This is a genomic window from Rhodococcus tukisamuensis NBRC 100609 (genome assembly GCF_001894985.1).
Lineage (GTDB): Bacteria > Actinomycetota > Actinomycetes > Mycobacteriales > Mycobacteriaceae > Rhodococcus_G > Rhodococcus_G tukisamuensis.
The window spans coordinates 47,656-64,404 of the sequence record NZ_BCXG01000008.1; the positions used below are offsets into that span (position 1 = coordinate 47,656).

The 16,749-nt window shown below is 69.7% G+C and carries 16 protein-coding genes and 3 tRNA genes; 9 read left to right on the top strand and 10 right to left on the bottom strand.

Annotation, left to right across the window (positions count from 1 at the left end; genetic code table 11):
• Together RT2_RS11205 and RT2_RS11210 are read left to right on the top strand one after the other, a co-directional pair.
• Positions 1–477, top strand: coding sequence for a hypothetical protein (locus tag RT2_RS11205; protein ID WP_072844874.1), 477 nt, complete (start codon positions 1–3; stop codon positions 475–477).
• Positions 477–1,844, top strand: coding sequence for a dipeptidase (locus RT2_RS11210; RefSeq protein ID WP_072845008.1), 1,368 nt, complete (start codon positions 477–479; stop codon positions 1,842–1,844). Before RT2_RS11205 ends, RT2_RS11210 begins: the two co-directional genes overlap by 1 nt.
• A gap of 55 nt (positions 1,845–1,899) precedes the next feature.
• Here RT2_RS11210 and bcp read toward each other — a convergent pair whose 3' ends face one another.
• Positions 1,900–2,373 (bottom strand): thioredoxin-dependent thiol peroxidase, encoded by a 474-nt coding sequence (bcp, locus tag RT2_RS11215; RefSeq protein ID WP_072844875.1) that lies wholly within the window; start codon positions 2,371–2,373, stop codon positions 1,900–1,902.
• Positions 2,374–2,511: 138 nt separating this feature from the next.
• Here bcp and RT2_RS11220 point away from each other — a divergent pair, with 138 nt between their 5' ends.
• The 3 genes from RT2_RS11220 to RT2_RS11230 are packed head-to-tail and all read left to right on the top strand — an operon-like array spanning position 2,512 to position 3,686.
• Entirely contained in the window at positions 2,512–2,733 is a 222-nt protein-coding gene (locus RT2_RS11220; RefSeq protein ID WP_072844876.1) for a DUF3618 domain-containing protein, read from the top strand.
• A gap of 8 nt (positions 2,734–2,741) precedes the next feature.
• Complete coding sequence (locus tag RT2_RS11225) at positions 2,742–3,227, top strand: Rv1443c family protein (protein WP_245709458.1); 486 nt, start codon at positions 2,742–2,744, stop codon at positions 3,225–3,227.
• Positions 3,228–3,287: 60 nt separating this feature from the next.
• Positions 3,288–3,686 (top strand): low affinity iron permease family protein, encoded by a 399-nt coding sequence (locus tag RT2_RS11230; protein WP_072844877.1) that lies wholly within the window; start codon positions 3,288–3,290, stop codon positions 3,684–3,686.
• Positions 3,687–3,728: 42 nt separating this feature from the next.
• Here RT2_RS11230 and RT2_RS11235 read toward each other — a convergent pair whose 3' ends face one another.
• Positions 3,729–4,922, bottom strand: coding sequence for a fatty acid desaturase family protein (locus tag RT2_RS11235; RefSeq protein WP_072844878.1), 1,194 nt, complete (start codon positions 4,920–4,922; stop codon positions 3,729–3,731).
• Positions 4,923–4,985: 63 nt separating this feature from the next.
• A complete protein-coding gene (locus RT2_RS25845) occupies positions 4,986–5,141 on the bottom strand; it encodes a DUF6131 family protein (protein ID WP_092776285.1) in 156 nt (51 codons plus the stop codon).
• Positions 5,142–5,375: 234 nt separating this feature from the next.
• Here RT2_RS25845 and RT2_RS11240 point away from each other — a divergent pair, with 234 nt between their 5' ends.
• Together RT2_RS11240 and RT2_RS11245 are read left to right on the top strand one after the other, a co-directional pair.
• The gene (locus RT2_RS11240; RefSeq protein WP_072845010.1) at positions 5,376–6,131 is read left to right on the top strand and encodes a TetR/AcrR family transcriptional regulator; all 756 of its coding nucleotides are present in this window, start codon (positions 5,376–5,378) and stop codon (positions 6,129–6,131) included.
• Between the two features lie 120 nt (positions 6,132–6,251).
• Positions 6,252–6,653: a hypothetical protein gene (locus RT2_RS11245; protein WP_072844879.1), complete on the top strand. Its 402-nt coding sequence runs from the start codon at positions 6,252–6,254 to the stop codon at positions 6,651–6,653.
• A gap of 73 nt (positions 6,654–6,726) precedes the next feature.
• Here RT2_RS11245 and RT2_RS11250 read toward each other — a convergent pair.
• From RT2_RS11250 to RT2_RS11265, 4 genes are all read right to left on the bottom strand, one after another.
• A tRNA-Lys gene (locus RT2_RS11250) sits at positions 6,727–6,799 on the bottom strand.
• Positions 6,800–6,908: 109 nt separating this feature from the next.
• Positions 6,909–8,126 (bottom strand): DUF2254 family protein, encoded by a 1,218-nt coding sequence (locus RT2_RS11255; protein ID WP_072844880.1) that lies wholly within the window; start codon positions 8,124–8,126, stop codon positions 6,909–6,911.
• A gap of 14 nt (positions 8,127–8,140) precedes the next feature.
• Positions 8,141–10,504 (bottom strand): arylsulfatase, encoded by a 2,364-nt coding sequence (locus tag RT2_RS11260; RefSeq protein WP_072844881.1) that lies wholly within the window; start codon positions 10,502–10,504, stop codon positions 8,141–8,143.
• Between the two features lie 157 nt (positions 10,505–10,661).
• A tRNA-Lys gene (locus RT2_RS11265) sits at positions 10,662–10,734 on the bottom strand.
• A gap of 271 nt (positions 10,735–11,005) precedes the next feature.
• On the opposite strand from RT2_RS11265, the gene RT2_RS11270 reads away from it, so the two are divergent.
• On the top strand, positions 11,006–12,208 hold the full coding sequence (locus RT2_RS11270) for a L,D-transpeptidase (protein WP_072845011.1): 1,203 nt from the start codon (positions 11,006–11,008) through the stop codon (positions 12,206–12,208).
• A gap of 179 nt (positions 12,209–12,387) precedes the next feature.
• On the opposite strand, the gene RT2_RS11275 is transcribed toward RT2_RS11270, so the two are convergent.
• Together RT2_RS11275 and orn are read right to left on the bottom strand one after the other, a co-directional pair.
• A tRNA-His gene (locus tag RT2_RS11275) sits at positions 12,388–12,460 on the bottom strand.
• A gap of 89 nt (positions 12,461–12,549) precedes the next feature.
• Positions 12,550–13,149: an oligoribonuclease gene (gene orn / locus RT2_RS11280; RefSeq protein ID WP_072844882.1), complete on the bottom strand. Its 600-nt coding sequence runs from the start codon at positions 13,147–13,149 to the stop codon at positions 12,550–12,552.
• Positions 13,150–13,234: 85 nt separating this feature from the next.
• On the opposite strand from orn, the gene RT2_RS11285 reads away from it, so the two are divergent.
• The gene (locus tag RT2_RS11285; RefSeq protein ID WP_072844883.1) at positions 13,235–15,085 is read left to right on the top strand and encodes a helicase HerA-like domain-containing protein; all 1,851 of its coding nucleotides are present in this window, start codon (positions 13,235–13,237) and stop codon (positions 15,083–15,085) included.
• A 20-nt stretch (positions 15,086–15,105) separates the two neighbouring features.
• Here the strand turns inward: RT2_RS11285 and RT2_RS11290 are convergent, their stop codons facing one another.
• The gene (locus RT2_RS11290) at positions 15,106–16,746 is read right to left on the bottom strand and encodes an AMP-binding protein (RefSeq protein ID WP_072844884.1); all 1,641 of its coding nucleotides are present in this window, start codon (positions 16,744–16,746) and stop codon (positions 15,106–15,108) included.
• Positions 16,747–16,749: the final 3 nt, after the last annotated feature.

Consider the following 16,749-nt stretch of genomic DNA (forward strand, 5'->3'; position numbering starts at 1 on the left):
ATGGCCGGTACCGCAAAGGACGACGGCGTGAGCATCGCCGCGGTGGACGACCAGCCCACGCGGCCCGAGAACACCCACCGGGTGGTGTACCTGGTGGCGGCCGCCGTCTTCGTGGGACTGGCGGTGTGGGGGCTGGTCGCGTTCAACCAGCACCGGGACGACCTCGCCGCGCAGGACAAGGCGACCGAACTGTCGGCGCGCTTCGACGCGGCCGGATTCGGGACCCTGGACACGGAGGCCACCGCGCGGGTGCTGGGCACCGACGGCGGGGCGGCGTGCAGTGACCCCGGCAGCGCCCTGCGCGACGCCGTGCTGCACCAGCAGATCGTCAGCGGCGCGGCCGGGCCGGGCCAGCGCCCGATCATCGGCACCCGGCAACTGGTCGAGGCCCAGCGCCTGGTGCTCGAGGTCTACTGCCCGGACGAGCTGGCCGGATACGACGCGCACGTGCGCGACCTCAAACTGGTGGAGGAATGATGGCGGGAAGTCAGACGTCGACGGCGGACGAGATCCGCGGCGCGGTGCGGGCCCTGATGCCCACGGCGCGTGAGGAACTCGCGACGCTGGTCGGCTTCCGCTCGGTGGCCGACCCGCGACTGTTCCCGGCGGAGGAATGCGTGCAGGCCGCGCAGTGGGTCCGGGACGCGTTCGTCGCGGCCGGGATCGGCACTGTCGACCTGATCGAGACTGCCGACGGGTCGAACGCCGTCGTCGGGCACCAGCCGGGACCGCCGGGTGCGCCGACGGTGCTGCTGTACTGCCACTACGACGTCCAGCCGCCGGGCGACGAGAGCAAGTGGCACACTTCGCCGTTCGAGCTCACGGAGCGCGACGGTCGCTGGTACGGACGCGGCGCCGCGGACTGCAAGGGCAACATCGTGATGCACCTGCTGGCGCTGCGGGCGCTGGGCACGCCGTTCCCGGTGGGCATCCGGGTGGTCGCCGAGGGCTCCGAGGAGATGGGCACCGGCGGCCTCGAGGCCCTCGTGGAGGAGCGGCCCGAACTCTTCGAGGCGGACATGATCCTGGTGGTCGACACCGGCAACGCGGAGGTGGGCCTGCCGACCGCCACCACCACCCTCCGCGGCATCGCCAACGTGGTGGTGCACGTGGAAACCCTGGCGGGGGAGGTGCACTCGGGCATGTTCGGCGGCCCGGCGCCGGACGCGCTGGCGGCCCTGGTGACGATGCTCGCGACGCTGCGCGACGCCGCGGGCAACACCGTCGTGGCGGGGCTGGACGCCACCCAGACGTGGGCGGGGGTGGACTACCCCGAGGCCCAGTTCCGCACGGACGCGGGGGTGCTCGACGGCGTCGGGCTGGCCGGGACGGGTTCGGTGGCGGACGCGGTGTGGGCCAGGCCGGCGCTGACCATCCTCGGCATCGACTGCCCGCCGGTGGTCGGCTCGGCCGCGGCCGTCCAGCCGCGCGCCTCCGCCCGGTTGAACCTGCGGGTGCCGCCGGGCATGGACCCACAGCAGGCCCAGGACGCGTTGATCGCGCACCTCGAGGCCGCGGCGCCCTGGCGCGCGCGGGTCACCGTCGAGCGGGAGCCGACCGGGTCACCGTTCCGGGCCGGCACCGACGGCCCGGGGTACGCGGCGCTCGGCGCGGCCATGGCGGAGGCTTTCGGCAAGCCGCTCGGCACGGTCGGGCAGGGTGGGTCGATCCCGCTGTGCAACGTCTTCGCGAACCAGGTCCCGGGGGCGGAGATCGCCCTGATCGGGGTCGAGGAGCCGCGCTGCCTCATCCACGCCCCGAACGAAAGCGTCGACCCGTCCGAGATCGAGAACCTGGCGGTCGCGGAGGCGTTGTTCCTGCGCCGGTTCGCCGACACCCGGTGACCACGGCGCCCCGCGTCCGGGTTCGTACTCGGGCGCAGGGGCGGCGGTCGACGCGTCAGACGGACAGGTCGCGGCGCAGCTTGGCGACGTGCCCGGTGGCCCGGACGTTGTACTGGGCCACCTCGATCTTGCCCTCCTCGTCCACGAGGAAGGTCGAGCGGATCACGCCCTGCACGGTCTTGCCGTACATCTTCTTCTCGCCGAACGCGCCCCACGCCTGCAGCGTGGTCCGCTCGGGGTCGGAGAGCAGCGGGAAGGTCAGCGACTCGGCGTCGCGGAACTTGGCCAGCTTGGCGGGCTTGTCGGGGGAGATGCCGACGACGTCGAGGCCCGCGCCGTTGAGTTCGGCGAGGCTGTCGCGGAAGTCGCAGGCCTGCTTGGTGCAGCCGGGGGTGCTGGCGGCCGGGTAGAAGTACACGATGACCTTGCGTCCGCGGAAGTCGGACAGCGACACCTCCTTGCCGCCGGCGTCGGGAAGGGTGAACTCGGGTGCGGCGTCTCCGGGGGAGAGCTTGATGTTCTCGGTCACGACGTCAGGCTACTTGCTCGACCTCCCCGCCCGCCGTGCTCCGTCGGCCCCGACGCGGGTTCCTGGCTACGGCCGGGGTGCTCGTCCCGGTACGGTCAAGGCACAAACGACAAGGCGATGAGAGAAAGCGGGATTCACGTGCCCAGGGACACCGACAGCATCGAGCGCGACATCGAACGGGCGCGCAACCAGCTCGCCAGCACCCTGGACGAGCTCAGCGTCCGCACCAACCCCAAGCGTCTGGTGGAGAACGCCAAGGCCACGCTGGTGGCGAAGGTGAACGAGCCGCCCGTCAAGTACGCGCTGGTGGGCGCGGGCGCACTGGTCGTCGTCCTGGTGCTGCGCAAGATCTTCAGCTGACCTGACCGGTGTCCACCCGGGTGCGCGTGGTCGAGCGGACCTCGCTGGTCGAGGCGCCGCGGAACGAGGTGTGGGCGCGGGTGGTCACGTCGGCGGGCATCAACGGCGAGATGATGCCGGTGATGCGGATGGCGACGCCCCGCGGCCGGCGCGGGCTCACGGTGGACACCGTCGAGGTGGGCCGGGAGGTCGGCCGGTGCTGGCTGTTCCTCTTCGGTCTGCTCCCGTTCGACTACGACGACCTGACGGTGGCCGAGCTGGATCCGGGACACCGGTTCCACGAGCGGTCCACGATGGGCTCGATGCGACGTTGGGAACACGAGCGGACGCTGACCTCGGACGGGCCGTCGCGCACCCGCGTGCACGACCGGGTCACCTTCGAGCCCCGCCGGCCGCTGGCCGCCGTCCCCGGGATGGGCGGCCTGCTGGCCCGCGGGATCGCGGCCTTCTTCGCGCACCGGCATCGGCGGCTGCGGCGGCACTTCGCGCGATAGCGTCAGGTCGCGAGAATTCCGCCCGCATCCGGCGCGTGAGACGCGACTAAACTCCGGTTGATGGAGCGAAGCAGTGATGCCGCCCGCACCCGCGAAGGACGAGAGCACCGTTCGTCGTTCGACCGATTCGTGGAGCAGGCCGAACTCCGGGTGAGTCAGGCGCCTTTCTTCTTCCTGTGTGCCGGGATCGTGGTGGTGTGGCTGATCAGCCTGCCGTGGTGGACGGACCTCAAGGCCTGGCAGGTCGCCATCCACACGATCGCGAGCGTCTTCACGCTGCTCCTCGTGGTGCTCCTCGAGAACGCTGGGCGCCGCGCCAACGAGGCCTCGCAGGAGAAGCTCAATGTCATCGCCGAGGCGCTGGCCGCGCTGCTGGCCTCGCCCGCACTCGACGACCCGGCGCTTCGAACTGCGGCGGACCGGCTGAGGGAAGCCGTCGGCCTCGAAGAGCGCCACTGAGAGCTCGGGTGAGCCGAGACTCCGGGTGAGTGGATTTCGTCGTCACCGCGACGCGGTCCGCAGCGCGGTGAGCAGTCCGGTACGGGCGGCGCCGACTCGTTGGGCCCCGGGTCTGCTGAACTTGAGTTCGGAGGCCGTTTCCGGTGCGTCGTCCGAGGTTGCGACGAGAAGCCGGTCCGGCAGCGCCAGCTTGTGGACGGTGCGGAGCACCAGAAGGTACTGCCGCACCAGCGAACCCGTGGTGTACGGCAGGTCGAACTTCGCGCACAGGGCCTGCACCTTCGACGAGATCTCCGCGTAGCGATTGCTGGGAAGATCGGGAAACAGGTGATGCTCGATCTGGTAGCAGAGGTTGCCGCTCATGAACGCCAGCACCCTGCCTGCCCGGAAGTTCGCGGTGCCGAGCATCTGGCGCAGATACCATTCCGCCCGGTTCTCGTTCTCGAGTTCCACGAGGGTGAACTTCTCGGCGCCGTCGGGAAAGTGCCCGCAGAAGATCACGACGTACGCCCACATGTTCCGCAGCAGGTTGGCCGTGATGTTCGCCTTCAGGGTCCGTCGCCACTGGCGCCCGGCGAGGATCGGGAAGAGCAGGTAGTCCTTGCCCGCCTGGCGGGCGACCTTCCCGAGCAGCGCCCGCGTGTGGGCGGATCGCTCGGCGACGGTGCCGGCACGGGCCCGCTCGGAGTACAGGCCGTGCAGGGCGATGCCCCATTCGAACGTGGCCGCCAGCAACAGGTTCCGCAATGGCTGGAGCAGGTGACCCGGCCGCCACGGCTGGTCCCGGGTGATGCGGATGACCCCGAAGCCCAGGTCCTCGTCCATGCCGACGACGTTGTTGAACACATGGTGGCGGTAGTTGTGGGAGTAGCGCCACTGCGACGACAGGCCCGCCATGTCCCACTCCCAGTTGGTCGAGTGGATCTCGGGGTCGTTCATCCAGTCCCACTGTCCGTGGGACACGTTGTGTCCGATCTCCATGTTCTCGATGCTCTTGGCCGCGGCCAGCGCCGTCGTTCCGAGTGACCAGCCGGCCTTGGTCCGGCTGGTGAGGATCACCAGCCGAGCGGCGGTGTCCAGTACCCGCTGGACGGCGATGGTCCGGCGGATGTACGCCGCGTCGCTCGCGCCGAGCGAATCGGTGACCTCGCGGCGGATGCTGTCGAGTTCGCGGCGCAACTCCTCCACATCCCTACTGCTGAGATGCGCGTATTCCTTGATGTCGGAGATCGCCATGGGTGCTCACCGGCCCGCGAGACCGTGAACTCGCGGACGATGTGGCGTGGGGACCGGACGTGGTCAGTAGTAGTGGCGCCGTCCACCGACGGCATGGCCCGCCGATCCCGCGACCATCAGCACGATACCGACGACGAGCAGGATGACGCCGACGTACAGCAGCACGGGGATCGAGAGTAGCCATCCGGCGATGGCGAGGATGATTCCGAGGATGATCATGACGGCTTCCTGATCTTGTTGACGGACTGCGCGAAGTGCGCGACGTGGAGGTCGAGCAGTCGCTGTCCCACCTGCGTGAGGTTCTCGGTGGGTGGCGCCGAGCCGCCGCGAGTACGGGTCGTGCCGGGCGTGCTCTCACGCTGTCGTACCTAGTCAACGCCGGGTTCGAAAGTGTGTCAACGGTGTAGTCCTATGCTTGAGGTCTACAGCGTTCGAGGACGGGATGTGTTGGTGATGTCGAAGGAGCCGGCTCCTCGCTCGACACGCCACGGTAGTGGCGGTGCGCCCGGCGACGGTCCGATCACCCGGCAGCGGATCCTGGAGGTCGCGCTCGAGATCATCGATCGCGACGGCGTCGAGGCGCTGTCCATGCGCCACCTGGGCAAGGCCCTCGACCGTGACCCGATGACTCTGTACCGGCATGCGCCGAACAAGGCGGCCCTACTCGACGGCGTTGCGGAGAAGGTCCTCGACCAACTCGAGGTCGACGACGGCGGCCAGTTCGAGGTCGACGGCAGCGAGGGTGACTGGGTCGCCCGGTTGCGTTCGGTCGCGCGGGGTTACCGCCGATTGGCGCTCGACCATCCGCATGTCGTGCCCCTGCTCGTCACCCGCCCGCTCTCGACGCCACTCGGGCTCCGGCCGCTGGGGACGCTGCGGCCGCTCGAAGCCATCCTGGCCCTGCTCACGCGGGCGGGCTTCACCGACGCCGAGGCACTGCACGTCTACCGGGCATTGTTCGGGTTCCTCCATGGGCATGTCCTCAACGAGCTGCAGGAGCTGGTCGAACGCCCGGAGGAGACCGACGACCTGCTGCGCCTCGGACTGCACCGGCTCCCGATCGGGGACTTTCCGCTGCTGCGTGGTCTTGCGCCCGTGCTGGCCGCGTACGACGGCGAAGCCGAACTCGAGCGTGGCCTCGACATCCTGTTCGCGGGCCTGATCGCAACTCTGACCCACCCCGACAGTCCGGAACCTGTGGTCGTCTGAATCCGTTGCCGACGGCCGTAGGTCTACAACGTTGACTGAGAGACGTACACACACCAGGTCAGCAGGTTGCGTCATGCGATTGGTGATGTCGCCAACGCTGGACAAACGCAAGGAGCCGAAATGGCCACCAGCACAATGATCTGGATCGTCGTTGCCGCAGTCGCGGTGATTGCGGTCCTGGCCGCGCTCGCGTGGGTGGCGCGGAACAAACGCAACGAACACCGTGACGTCGAAGCAGAGAAGATCCGCGCCCAGGCAGGGGAGGAATCACTCCGGGTCGGCGAGCGGGAGGCGCTCGCGGACGAGACCGCCGCCAAGGCTCGCGCCGCCCAGGCCGAAGCCGAGGCCAAGGCGGCCGAAGCCGAGGGCCTGGAACAGCGCGCCGCGGCTCATCGCAACGAGGCCACGGCCTCCCGTGACGAACTGAACCAGCAGCTGGATCGGGCCGACACGATCGATCCGGCCTCGACGACACCGGAAGCGCCTCGACCCGGCCGGCACCAGGATTCCCAGGACTTGTGAACGTCGGACGGCCAGGTGTCCACGGAGACCACGAAAGCCCCCCTGGTCGTGAAGACCAGGGGGGCTTTTCGGGTGCGCCCACAGGGACTCGAACCCCGGACCCAGTGATTAAGAGTCACTTGCTCTACCAACTGAGCTATAGGCGCATCGCCACTCGACCGGGTCAGACCCGCTCGCTGCGACGTGGAGAACTTTAGACGAGCGCGCCGCGGGAATCCAAATTCGGCCCCGCTCCGGTGTCCGCGGCGGGGGCGATCAGGGTGACTGACCGCTGTCACCGGGCGGCGGGTGAAGGTGTGTGAAGGGTCCGGCCAGTTCGTCGACCCAGTCCTGCCGGGCGCCGAGCACCCGATGGTGGACGGGCGCCGACCGGTTCAGTTCCCGCGCCAGCAGCACCTGGAGTCGGTCGAGGGTCATCGGCGAGGTCGCGGCGGCCGCGATCACGTCGTCGAGGCCGGTCCGCACGAAGTCGTCGAATCCGGGCAGCGGGACGACGATTCGCGGTACGCCGGCGCTGTCGACGATCCACAGCGGCGCCGTGCCCGCGGCGGCGACCCGGTCGAGCAGGTCTTCGATCTCGTCGAGCACCTGGACGGCCGTCGCGGGGTCGTTCACCGCGGGCGAGAGGGCTCGCAGCGCGATGTCGGCCAACAACCGGAGGGCGAGCAGCGGGTCCTGGACGAATGTTCGCTCCTGGCCACAGGTCAGCGTGTCGAGAACCGTGCCATCCGGCAGGTCGGCGCCGTGGACATCCGCGACGGGTGCTCCGCGCTGCAGGGTGGTGCCGGGGAGCCCGCGCAGCACGATCACCGCGTTCGCGGCCCGGGCGGCGACCAGGAGCCGGTCGACATCGATCTCCTGCACCACGCTCGGCGGGTGCGGCCAGGTGACCGTCGTGCGCAGCGGCGGCAGCGTAGTCGGCGGCGTGACGGGTTCTCCGGTGGTCTCGGGGTAGAGAGTGGCGAGGACCGTCCGGCCGCGGTCCGCGATGGAGCCCAGGGCCGGGGCCAGTTGGATCGCGGCGAAGGCACGGAGCTGGAGTGTTCGCAGCAGCGCGAGCATCACGAGCAGCAGCAGAAAGGTGATGACGGGCAGGATCACCGAAACCTCGGTCTTGGTGCCGATTGCGAGGGCCGTAGTGATGGCGAAGACGGCCAGGCCGAGGGCGAAGGCGAAGGTCCGCCAGACGATCGGGTCGTCCCGGAACAGCGTCAGGCGTGGTGTGAACGTGGTGGCGGCCCACTGCACCACCAGGAAGAGCAGCGAGAAGATCACGGCGACCGCGCCCAGCAGCCCCAGGCCGAAGGTGATCAACAGGTCGGTGACCTGCCGGGCGGGCACGGTGGGCCCACCTGTCACGGTCGGCATGACGAGACCGAGCCCCAGGCCGGCCAGGACCGACAGCAGCTGGGCGAGTCCGGCGCGCAGGCGTCGTCTGTGGCGGCGGAAGACCTGGCCGACGGGGGTGGGCACCGGTCACTCGCCCGTCACTGCCGGGAAACGGCCACCCGCGAGACCTCCGCCGGGTCGATGAGGTGGGAGTGGTCGTCGTCGCCGACGTCGATCTGCACGACGTCGATCCGTCCGTTGAACCTGGTCGGGCCCGTGTAGCCGGCGCTGACGGGCATCCCGTAGTCCTCGCCGATGTCCGTCGTCTCGTCCGCGGAGAAGACCATCGGCTGGGTCTGCTCGACCCGGCCGGTCCCGACGCCCCGGCCGTCGTAGTAGAGGGTGACGTCGCCGCCCTTCGCGAGACCGCCGCCGTCGTAGGCGAACTCGGCCCGGATCTGGTGACTGCCGGGGGACAGGTCTTCGGTGGCCTCGGTCACGAACTCCTTCATGCCCAGGAGGTTGTAGACGAACCGGGCGCGGCCCTCGCTGACGTAGAGGGCCCACCCGCCGAAGCGGCCGCCCTGCGCGATGACCACCCCGTTGGTCGCGCCGTCGGCCGGCGTCTCGATGGCGGCGGTGACGGCGAAGGACCGGTTCTTGACGTCGAGGACGCTGTTCTCGCTGAGCCGCTTCATGCCGGGGAAGAGCACCTGGGTGTTGCCGGACACCAGTTGTGGGCGGCCGGCGATGGTTGCGTTCAGCCGTTCGAACCGGCGGTCGTCGATCGGGAGCACGTTGTACTTCACGGCCTCGATCAGCCACAGCCGTTGCAGCGCAGCCAGTTTCTCGGGCATCTCCGCCGCCAGGTCGCGGGCCTGCGTCCAGTCCTTGGTGCCGTCGTAGAGCTCCCACACGTCGTCGTCGAGTGCGGGCAGCACCTCGTTCGGCAGCCACGGGGTGCTGTGCCGGGTGACGGCGCTCCAGCCCTTGTAGTAGATGCCGCGGTTGCCTGCCATCTCGAAGTACTGCAGGTCGTGTCGTTCCGGTGCGTCGGCCTCGTCGAAGCTGTAGACCATGCTGGTGCCCTCGATGGGGGCCTGCTGCACGCCGTTGACGAACGTGGGCTCCGGCAGTCCGGCGGCCTCGAGCACCGTTGCGGCGACGTCGATCACGTGGGTGAACTGCGACCGGGTCTCGCCCTTGCTGCGGATCCCGGCGGGCCAGTGCACGATCGTGCCGTTGCGGGTGCCGCCCCAGTGCGAGGCGACCTGCTTGGTCCACTGGAAGGGCGCGCACATGGCCCACGCCCAACCCACCGAGTAGTGGTTGTAGGCCTCCGTCGTCCCGAGCTTGTCCTTGACCGCCGCCATGAACTCCGGCGTCTCGATCGCGGCCATGCCGTTGAAGTTCGCCATCTCGTTGAACGCCCCGTTGACCGTTCCCTCGGCGGAGGCACCGTTGTCGCCGATGATGTAGTAGACCAGCGTGTTCTCGAGGGCGCCGAGCGCCTCGATCGCGTCGATGACGCGGCCGACGTGAAAGTCGGTGTGCTCGAGGAATCCCGCGTACACCTCCATCTGGCGCTCCAGCACCGGTCTGAGGGTCTCGTCCATCTCGTCCCACGCCGGGATGGCGTCCGGCCGGGCGGTGAGTTCGGCGGAGTCGGGAACCACGCCGCGCTGCTTCTGCTGCTCGAAGATGGACTCACGCTGTGCGTCCCACCCGCCGGCAAACCGGCCGGCGTACTTGTCGGCCCACTCCCGCGGCACGTGATGCGGGGCGTGGGTGGCGCCGGGCGCGAAGTAGACGAAGAACGGCTTGTCGGGCGCGAGCGACTTCTGGGTGCGCACCCAGTCGATGGCGCGGTCGGCCAGGTCCTCGGTGAGGTGGTAGCCCTCCTCGGGCGTCCGGTCGGCCTCGACGGGCGCGACGCCCTCGTAGAGTGCCGGGTAGTACTGGTTGTTCTCGCCGCCGATGAACCCGTAGAAGTGCTCGAATCCGCCGCCGCCGGTGGGCCAGGCATCGAACGGGCCGACCGGCGAGGTCTGCCACGGCGGCACCTCGTGGCACTTGCCGAACTGGGCCGTCGAGTAGCCGTTGAGTTTCAACGTCATCGGCAGTGCGGCCTTGGTGTTCGGGCGCAGCCCGGACGAGCCGGGCGCCGAGGTCGCGGTCTCGGTGATCATGCCCATCCCGACCGAGTGGTGGTTGCGCCCGCTGAGCAGCGCGGCCCGGGTCGGCGCGCACAGGGCGGTGGTGTGGAAGCGGTTGTAGGTGAGCCCGCCCCGCTGCAGTCGCTCCGCGGTCGGCGTGTTCGCCGGCCCGCCGAATGCGCTGCTGGCGCCGTACCCGACGTCGTCGAGCAGGACCACGAGGACATTGGGTGCGCCCGCCGGTGGCAGCAACGGCTCGATCGGTGGGAACGCCGTGTCCGGGTCTTTCGCGTCGTAGGTCAGCAGGCCGACATGCGGCCGATCCGGAATAGGAAGTACCTCGCGCCGATCGACCCGGTCCACCATGGCTGCTCACATTCCGTTGGCATGCATCGGAACGCCGTTCGGCGCCTGTAGTGGCCTCAGGGTAATCGCTGCTCGTGCACCGCCGGAGCGAATCGGCCGGGTGGACGCAGAAACACGAAGTCCCCCCTGATCGCGAAGATCAGGGGGGACTTTCGGGTGCGCCCACAGGGACTCGAACCCCGGACCCAGTGATTAAGAGTCACTTGCTCTACCAACTGAGCTATAGGCGCATCGCCACTCGACCGGGTCAGACCCGCTCGCTGCGACGTGGAGAACATTAGACGAGCGCCTCGATCGAATGCAAATCTGCACGGTTATCGCAGGTCAGGTAACGCTTCGGGGGATCGCTGCGATTGAAATACGAACGTGACCGGTTGCACCGAGTCGTTGTTGGCTCGTCCAGCTAACTGCTGGCATCATGGCAGTTCGGCAGGTCCGCACAGGTGACGAGCGTTTTCTCGACGTCGGTGGTGGTCTACAAGCAGGAGAAGTGGGGTGGAGATGGTGCGGGTCTCGCTGAGCGCGTGGGCGCTGGGGGCGGCGGCAATGGCACTGGTGGTCACGGGGTGCACGGTCCCCTCGGGCGGTACCGCGGAGGCGGCCCCGACCAAGGTGGCGATCGACCTGAACCCCGTCACGGAGATGGTCAAGCCCAAGCTCACCGCGGTGGTCGCGGACGGTGCCATCGGGCACTCGCCGGCCGACCCGGTCGCGGTCCGGGTGACCGACGGGCTGCTGTCCGCGGTCACGCTGACCGACGCCGCGGGCACCGCGGTGCCGGGCGCGGTCGCCGCGGACGGGCTGTCCTGGATGAACACCGCGCCGCTCGCGTACAACGGGCGGTACCGGATCACGGCCGATGCCTTCGGTCTCGGCGGCGAGACGACCATGACGTCGGAGTTCACCACGAGTTCGCCCGGCAACCTCACCAAGCCGTACGTGCTGCCCGGTCAGGGTGACGTCGTCGGCATCGGCCAGCCCGTCGCCGTGCAGTTCGACGAGAACGTCCCGGACCGGCTGGCGGCCCAGTCTGCGATCAAGGTCACAACGGACCCGCCCGTCGAGGGCGCCTTCTACTGGGTGAACAACCGCGAGGTGCGCTGGCGGCCCGAGAACTACTGGGCGCCCGGCACCACCGTCACGGTCGACGTGAACGTCTTCGGCAAGGACCTCGGCGGCGGCCTGTTCGGTCAGGTCGACGAGCACTCGCAGTTCAAGATCGGTGACGCGATGATCGCGACCGCCGACGACAGCACCAAGCAGGTCACCTTCGAGCGCAACGGCGAGGTGGTGATGACGATGCCGACCTCGATGGGCAAGGACAGCACGCCGACCGACAACGGCGTCTACATCATCGGGGACCGGTTCTCGCACCTGGTGATGGACTCGTCCACGTACGGCGTCCCGGTGAACTCGCCGCAGGGCTACAAGACGCCCGTCGACTGGGCGACCCGAATGTCGTACAGCGGCATCTTCTTCCACTCCGCGCCGTGGTCGGTGGGGGACCAGGGGTCCTACAACGTCAGCCATGGTTGCCTGAATCTGAGTCCCGCCAACGCGAAGTGGGTGTTCGACAACACCAAGCGCGGCGACATCACGATCGTGAAGAACACCCTCGGCGGCACGCTGTCGGGGACGGACGGACTCGGCGACTGGAACGTGCCGTGGGCCACCTGGAAGGCCGGTAACGCCGGCAACGCCTGACCGGTACGCCCGGCCTCTCCGCGGAGATCCGGGTCCGCCTCGACTGACCGAATGCGTCATTCGTTCACTTCAAGTGAACGAATGACGCATTCGGTCGTTCGGGGGTGGTTGTCGCGGGGTGGCCGGCTTGGCCGGAAACGAGAGAAGGCCCCCGACCGAAATCGGGGGCCTTCTCTTCGGGTGACTGACGGGACTCGAACCCGCGACAGCCAGGATCACAACCTGGTGCTCTACCAACTGAACTACAGTCACCATAACTTCCACGGCTTCGCCCTCTCGGGCTGTTCCGCAGCAGCGAGAACGATATTAGCCTGACTCCCCGCCGGAAAGCCAATCGGTTTCTACTCGGCTTCGAGAACCTTGACGATTTCGGCAATCTCGCTGGTGGAGGGGCCGGGGTCGGCGACGAACGCGGTCTGGCGGTAGTACTTCAGTTCGCGGATCGACTCCTTGATGTCCGCGAGGGCCCGGTGCGAGAGGCCCTTCTCGGGCTGGCCGAAGTAGATCCGGGGGTACCAGCGCCGGCACAGCTCCTTGATGGAGCTGACGTCGATCATCCGGTAGTGGAGGTAGTCGTCGAGCAGCGGCATGTCCCGGGTGATGAAGCCGCGGTCGGTGGCGATCGAGTTGCCCGCCAGCGGTGCCGTGCCCGCGTTCGGGATGTGCTCCTTGATGTAGGCGAGGACCCGCTCCTCGGCCTCGGCCAGGGTGACGGTGGAGGCGCGCACCTCCTCGGTGAGGCCGGAGCGCGCGTGCATCTCCTTGACCACGTCGGGCATTTCGGCGAGCGCGGCGTCGTCGGCGTGGATGACGATGTCCACTCCCTCGCCCAGCACGTTGAGCTCGCTGTCGGTGACCAGCGCGGCCACCTCGATGAGCTTGTCGGAGCCGAGCCGCAGTCCGGTCATTTCACAGTCGATCCACACGAGTTTGTCCTGCACTGGGTCCACAGTAGTCACGGGGTTCTCGGGATAGGGTCCCGGTGGACACATTCGACGCGTTGCAGTGCCGACCAGGAGGACGTGAATGACGGTGGATCCGACCGCATCCGGAGCATCCGAGCCGAAGCCCGACCAGGTTTCGCTGGCGGAGAGGGCGAAAGCGGCGCAGGCCGCGGCCGAAGAGGCTGCCCGGGTGGCGGCGGAGGCGGCGGCCGCAGCCGCGGCGGCCCTGCGTGAGGCGGAGGCCGCGGCGCAGCAGGCAGGGCCGCCGCCGGTCGAGACCCCGGCTCCCGCCGAAACCAGCACGGCTCCGGCCGAATCCGTTCCCGCGCCCGCCGAATCCGCCGGCGGGTCCGTCGCGGGTGGCTCGGCTCCGGCGTCGTCGACCTCGGCCGCCCAGGAGATCGCCGCCGGTTACGCCTTCGCCGGTGCCGCGCTCGAGCTCGGCACCGTGATGGTGGACGGCGTCGTCGATCCCACTGCGCGAGTGCGGATCCCGCTGGCCACCCTGAACCGGCACGGCCTGGTGGCCGGTGCGACCGGCACCGGCAAGACCAAGACGTTGCAGGGCATCTGCGAGCAGCTCTCGGCCGCGGGCGTGCCGGTGGTGATGGCGGACGTCAAGGGCGACGTGTCAGGGCTGTCCGCACCCGGCGAGGCGGGGGAGAAGATCGCCGCCCGTGCGGCGTCGACCGGCGTCGCGGACTGGGCACCCACCGCGTTCCCCACCGAGTTCCTCTCGCTCGGCACCGGCGGGATCGGCGTCCCCGTCCGCGCCACCATCACCAGCTTCGGTCCGATCCTGCTGAGCAAGGTGCTGGGGCTCAACGCCACCCAGGAGTCGACTCTCGGGCTGATCTTCCACTGGGCCGACACCCAGGGCCTGGCCCTGCTCGACCTCAAGGACCTGCGTTCGGTCATCGCGCACCTGACCTCCGACGAGGGCAAGGCCGACCTGAAGGGGATCGGCGGCGTGTCCTCGGCAACGGCGGGGGTGATCCTGCGGGCCCTGGTCAACCTGGAGGCGGACGGCGGTGACACCTTCTTCGGCGAGCCCGAGTTCGAGACCGAGGACCTCCTGCGGGTCGGGCCGGACGGCAAGGGCGTCGTCACGCTCTTCGAGTTGGGCGCGCAGGCGGCCCGGCCGGTGATGTTCTCCACCTTCCTGATGTGGGTGCTCGCGGACCTGTTCCAGACGCTGCCCGAGGTCGGCGACGTGGACAAACCCAAGCTGGTGTTCATCTTCGACGAGGCGCACCTGCTGTTCGCGGACGCGTCGAAGGCGTTCCTGCAGCAGGTCGAGCAGACCGTCAAGCTGATCCGCTCCAAGGGCGTCGGCGTGTTCTTCTGCACGCAGCTGCCCACCGACGTGCCCAACAACGTGCTCTCGCAGCTCGGGGCCCGGATCCAGCACGCGCTGCGCGCGTTCACCCCGGACGACCAGAAGGCACTCAACAAGACCGTCCGGACGTACCCGAAGACCGCGCACTACGACCTGGAGAAGGCGCTGACCTCGCTGGGCACCGGCGAGGCCGTGGTGACCGTGCTCTCGGAGAAGGGCGCACCGACGCCGGTCGCGTGGGCGATGATCCCGCCGCCGCGGTCGCTGATGGACACCGTGGGCGAGCCCGCCATCCGGGCCGCCGCCGCGGCCAGCCCGCTGAACGCGAAGTACGGGCAGACCGTCGACCGCGAGTCGGCCTACGAGCGGCTCACGGCCAAGGTCTCCGGCGCGCCGAACGCGGACGGCCTGGACCTGCCGCCGCTGCTGCCGGACCTGCCGGACCTGCCGCCCCCGCCGCCGGACGAGCCCAGCGCGGTCGAGCGGATCATGGAGAATGCCGCGGTCAAGAGCTTCCTGCGGTCCGCGGCCACCGTCGCCGGCCGGGAAATCTCGCGGTCCATCTTCGGCACCGGCCGCCGCCGCAAGCGCTGACGCACGAGCGGCGGAGCCGCCTAGACCGGAGGGAGCAGGCGGGGGACCACCTTGCCCGCGGGGTTGCGGGGCAGTTCGTCGAGGAAGACCACCTCGCGGGGCACACAGAAGCGGGCCAGGTGGGCCTTCACGTGGGTGCGGATGCCGTCCTCGCTGAGCGTCTCGCCGTCGGCGTCCCCGCTGCGCACCACGTAGGCGACCAGGCGGGCGCCGAACTCGGGGTCCTCGGCGCCGACCACCGCGTTCTCCAGCACCCCGGGCAGCAGGCTGAGCAGGTCCTCGACCTCGCGCGGGTAGACGTTCTCGCCGCCGGAGACGATCATGTCGTCGCTGCGCCCGTCCAGGAACAGCAGGCCGTCCGCATCGAAGTGGCCGAGGTCGCCGGTGGACATCAGGCCGTCCCGGACCTCCTTCTCGCTGCCGTTGCGGGTGTAGCCCTCGAAGAGCATGCCGTTGCCGACGAACACCCGGCCGACGGTGCCGCGGGGCACCTCGGCGCCGCGGTCGTCGAGGATCCGCAGCACCGTGCCGAGGGGGGGACGGCCGGCGGTGGTCGGGTGCGCGTCGAGCTCGTGGGGCTGCGCGATGGACGCCCAGCTCACCTCGGTCGAGCCGTAGAAGTTGTAGAGGACCGGGCCGAACACCTCGCGGGTCCGGTGCACGACGCCGGTCGGGATGGCGGAGCCGCTGGCCGCGATCACCCGCAGCGTCGACAGGTCCGCCGCGCGCTCGCCCACGGGCAGGTCGGTGATGCGCTGGAGCATCGTCGGCACCACCCAGAGCACGCTGGCCCGGTGCTCGGCGACCAGCGCGACGGTGGCGGCGGGGTCGAAGCGCCGGCTGAGCACCATGGTCGAGCGCAGCGCGAGCGCGATCTGCACGGCGGCCAGGCCCCAGGTGTGGAAGATCGGCGACGCGACCACCGTCGTCTCCGCGCTGCGCAGCGGCAGCCGCGACAGCAGCGCCGACGCGGGCATCCAGCTGCGCGGTTCGGGTCGGTTGGCGCCCTTCGGGGTGCCGGTGGTGCCGGAGGTGAGGACGACGATCCGGCCGCGGCGCGGGCGGGCGGGCAGCCCGGATACGCCGCCGCGCCGGCCGTCCTCGAGGAGCCCGTCGAACCGCGCCCAGCCGTCGGCGCGGGTGTCGTCGGGGGCCGCGTCGGGGTCGTGGAAGACGGCGACCCGCAGCGTCGAATGGGGGATCAGCGCCGCGAACTCGGGGTCGACCAGCAGCCAGTCCAACTTCTGCTCGGCGGCGACCTCCGCGAGCTGGGCGGCCGAGGCCCCGGTGTTGAGCAGCACCAGGTCGGTGCCGAGCCGCGACGAGGCGCCCATCGCGACGAGGAAGCCGCGGTGGTTGCGGGCCAGGATGCCGATCCGCCCGCGTTCGCGCAGGCCCCGGTCGTGCAGGGCGACGGCGAGGGCGTGCGCGTCGGCGTCGAGCCGGCGGTAGCTGATCGCGCCGAGGTCGTCGACGACGGCCACCCGGTCGCCGTCGCGGCGCGCCGCCACCGCCAGCAGCCCGCCGGCGGTGAAGTCCCACTGGTACCAGGCGGAGATCACCCCGGCGAGCCGGCCCGGCCCGATCGGCTCGACGATGCCGGCGCGGGTGATGGGGACCAGGCCCTTGATCAGGTCGGTGGCTCCGGAAAGGCGCGGCATCGG

Coding starts and splice junctions, on each gene's coding strand:
- RT2_RS11205 (WP_072844874.1), top strand. CDS start 1: ATGGCCGGTACCGCAAAGGACGACGGCGTGAGCATCGCCGCGGTGGAC.
- RT2_RS11210 (WP_072845008.1), top strand. CDS start 477: ATGGCGGGAAGTCAGACGTCGACGGCGGACGAGATCCGCGGCGCGGTG.
- RT2_RS11230 (WP_072844877.1), top strand. CDS start 3,288: ATGGAGCGAAGCAGTGATGCCGCCCGCACCCGCGAAGGACGAGAGCAC.
- RT2_RS11235 (WP_072844878.1), bottom strand. CDS start 4,922: ATGGCGATCTCCGACATCAAGGAATACGCGCATCTCAGCAGTAGGGAT.
- RT2_RS25845 (WP_092776285.1), bottom strand. CDS start 5,141: ATGATCATCCTCGGAATCATCCTCGCCATCGCCGGATGGCTACTCTCG.
- RT2_RS11240 (WP_072845010.1), top strand. CDS start 5,376: ATGTCGAAGGAGCCGGCTCCTCGCTCGACACGCCACGGTAGTGGCGGT.
- RT2_RS11245 (WP_072844879.1), top strand. CDS start 6,252: ATGGCCACCAGCACAATGATCTGGATCGTCGTTGCCGCAGTCGCGGTG.
- RT2_RS11260 (WP_072844881.1), bottom strand. CDS start 10,504: ATGGTGGACCGGGTCGATCGGCGCGAGGTACTTCCTATTCCGGATCGG.
- RT2_RS11270 (WP_072845011.1), top strand. CDS start 11,006: ATGGTGCGGGTCTCGCTGAGCGCGTGGGCGCTGGGGGCGGCGGCAATG.
- RT2_RS11285 (WP_072844883.1), top strand. CDS start 13,235: ATGACGGTGGATCCGACCGCATCCGGAGCATCCGAGCCGAAGCCCGAC.
- RT2_RS11290 (WP_072844884.1), bottom strand. CDS start 16,746: ATGCCGCGCCTTTCCGGAGCCACCGACCTGATCAAGGGCCTGGTCCCC.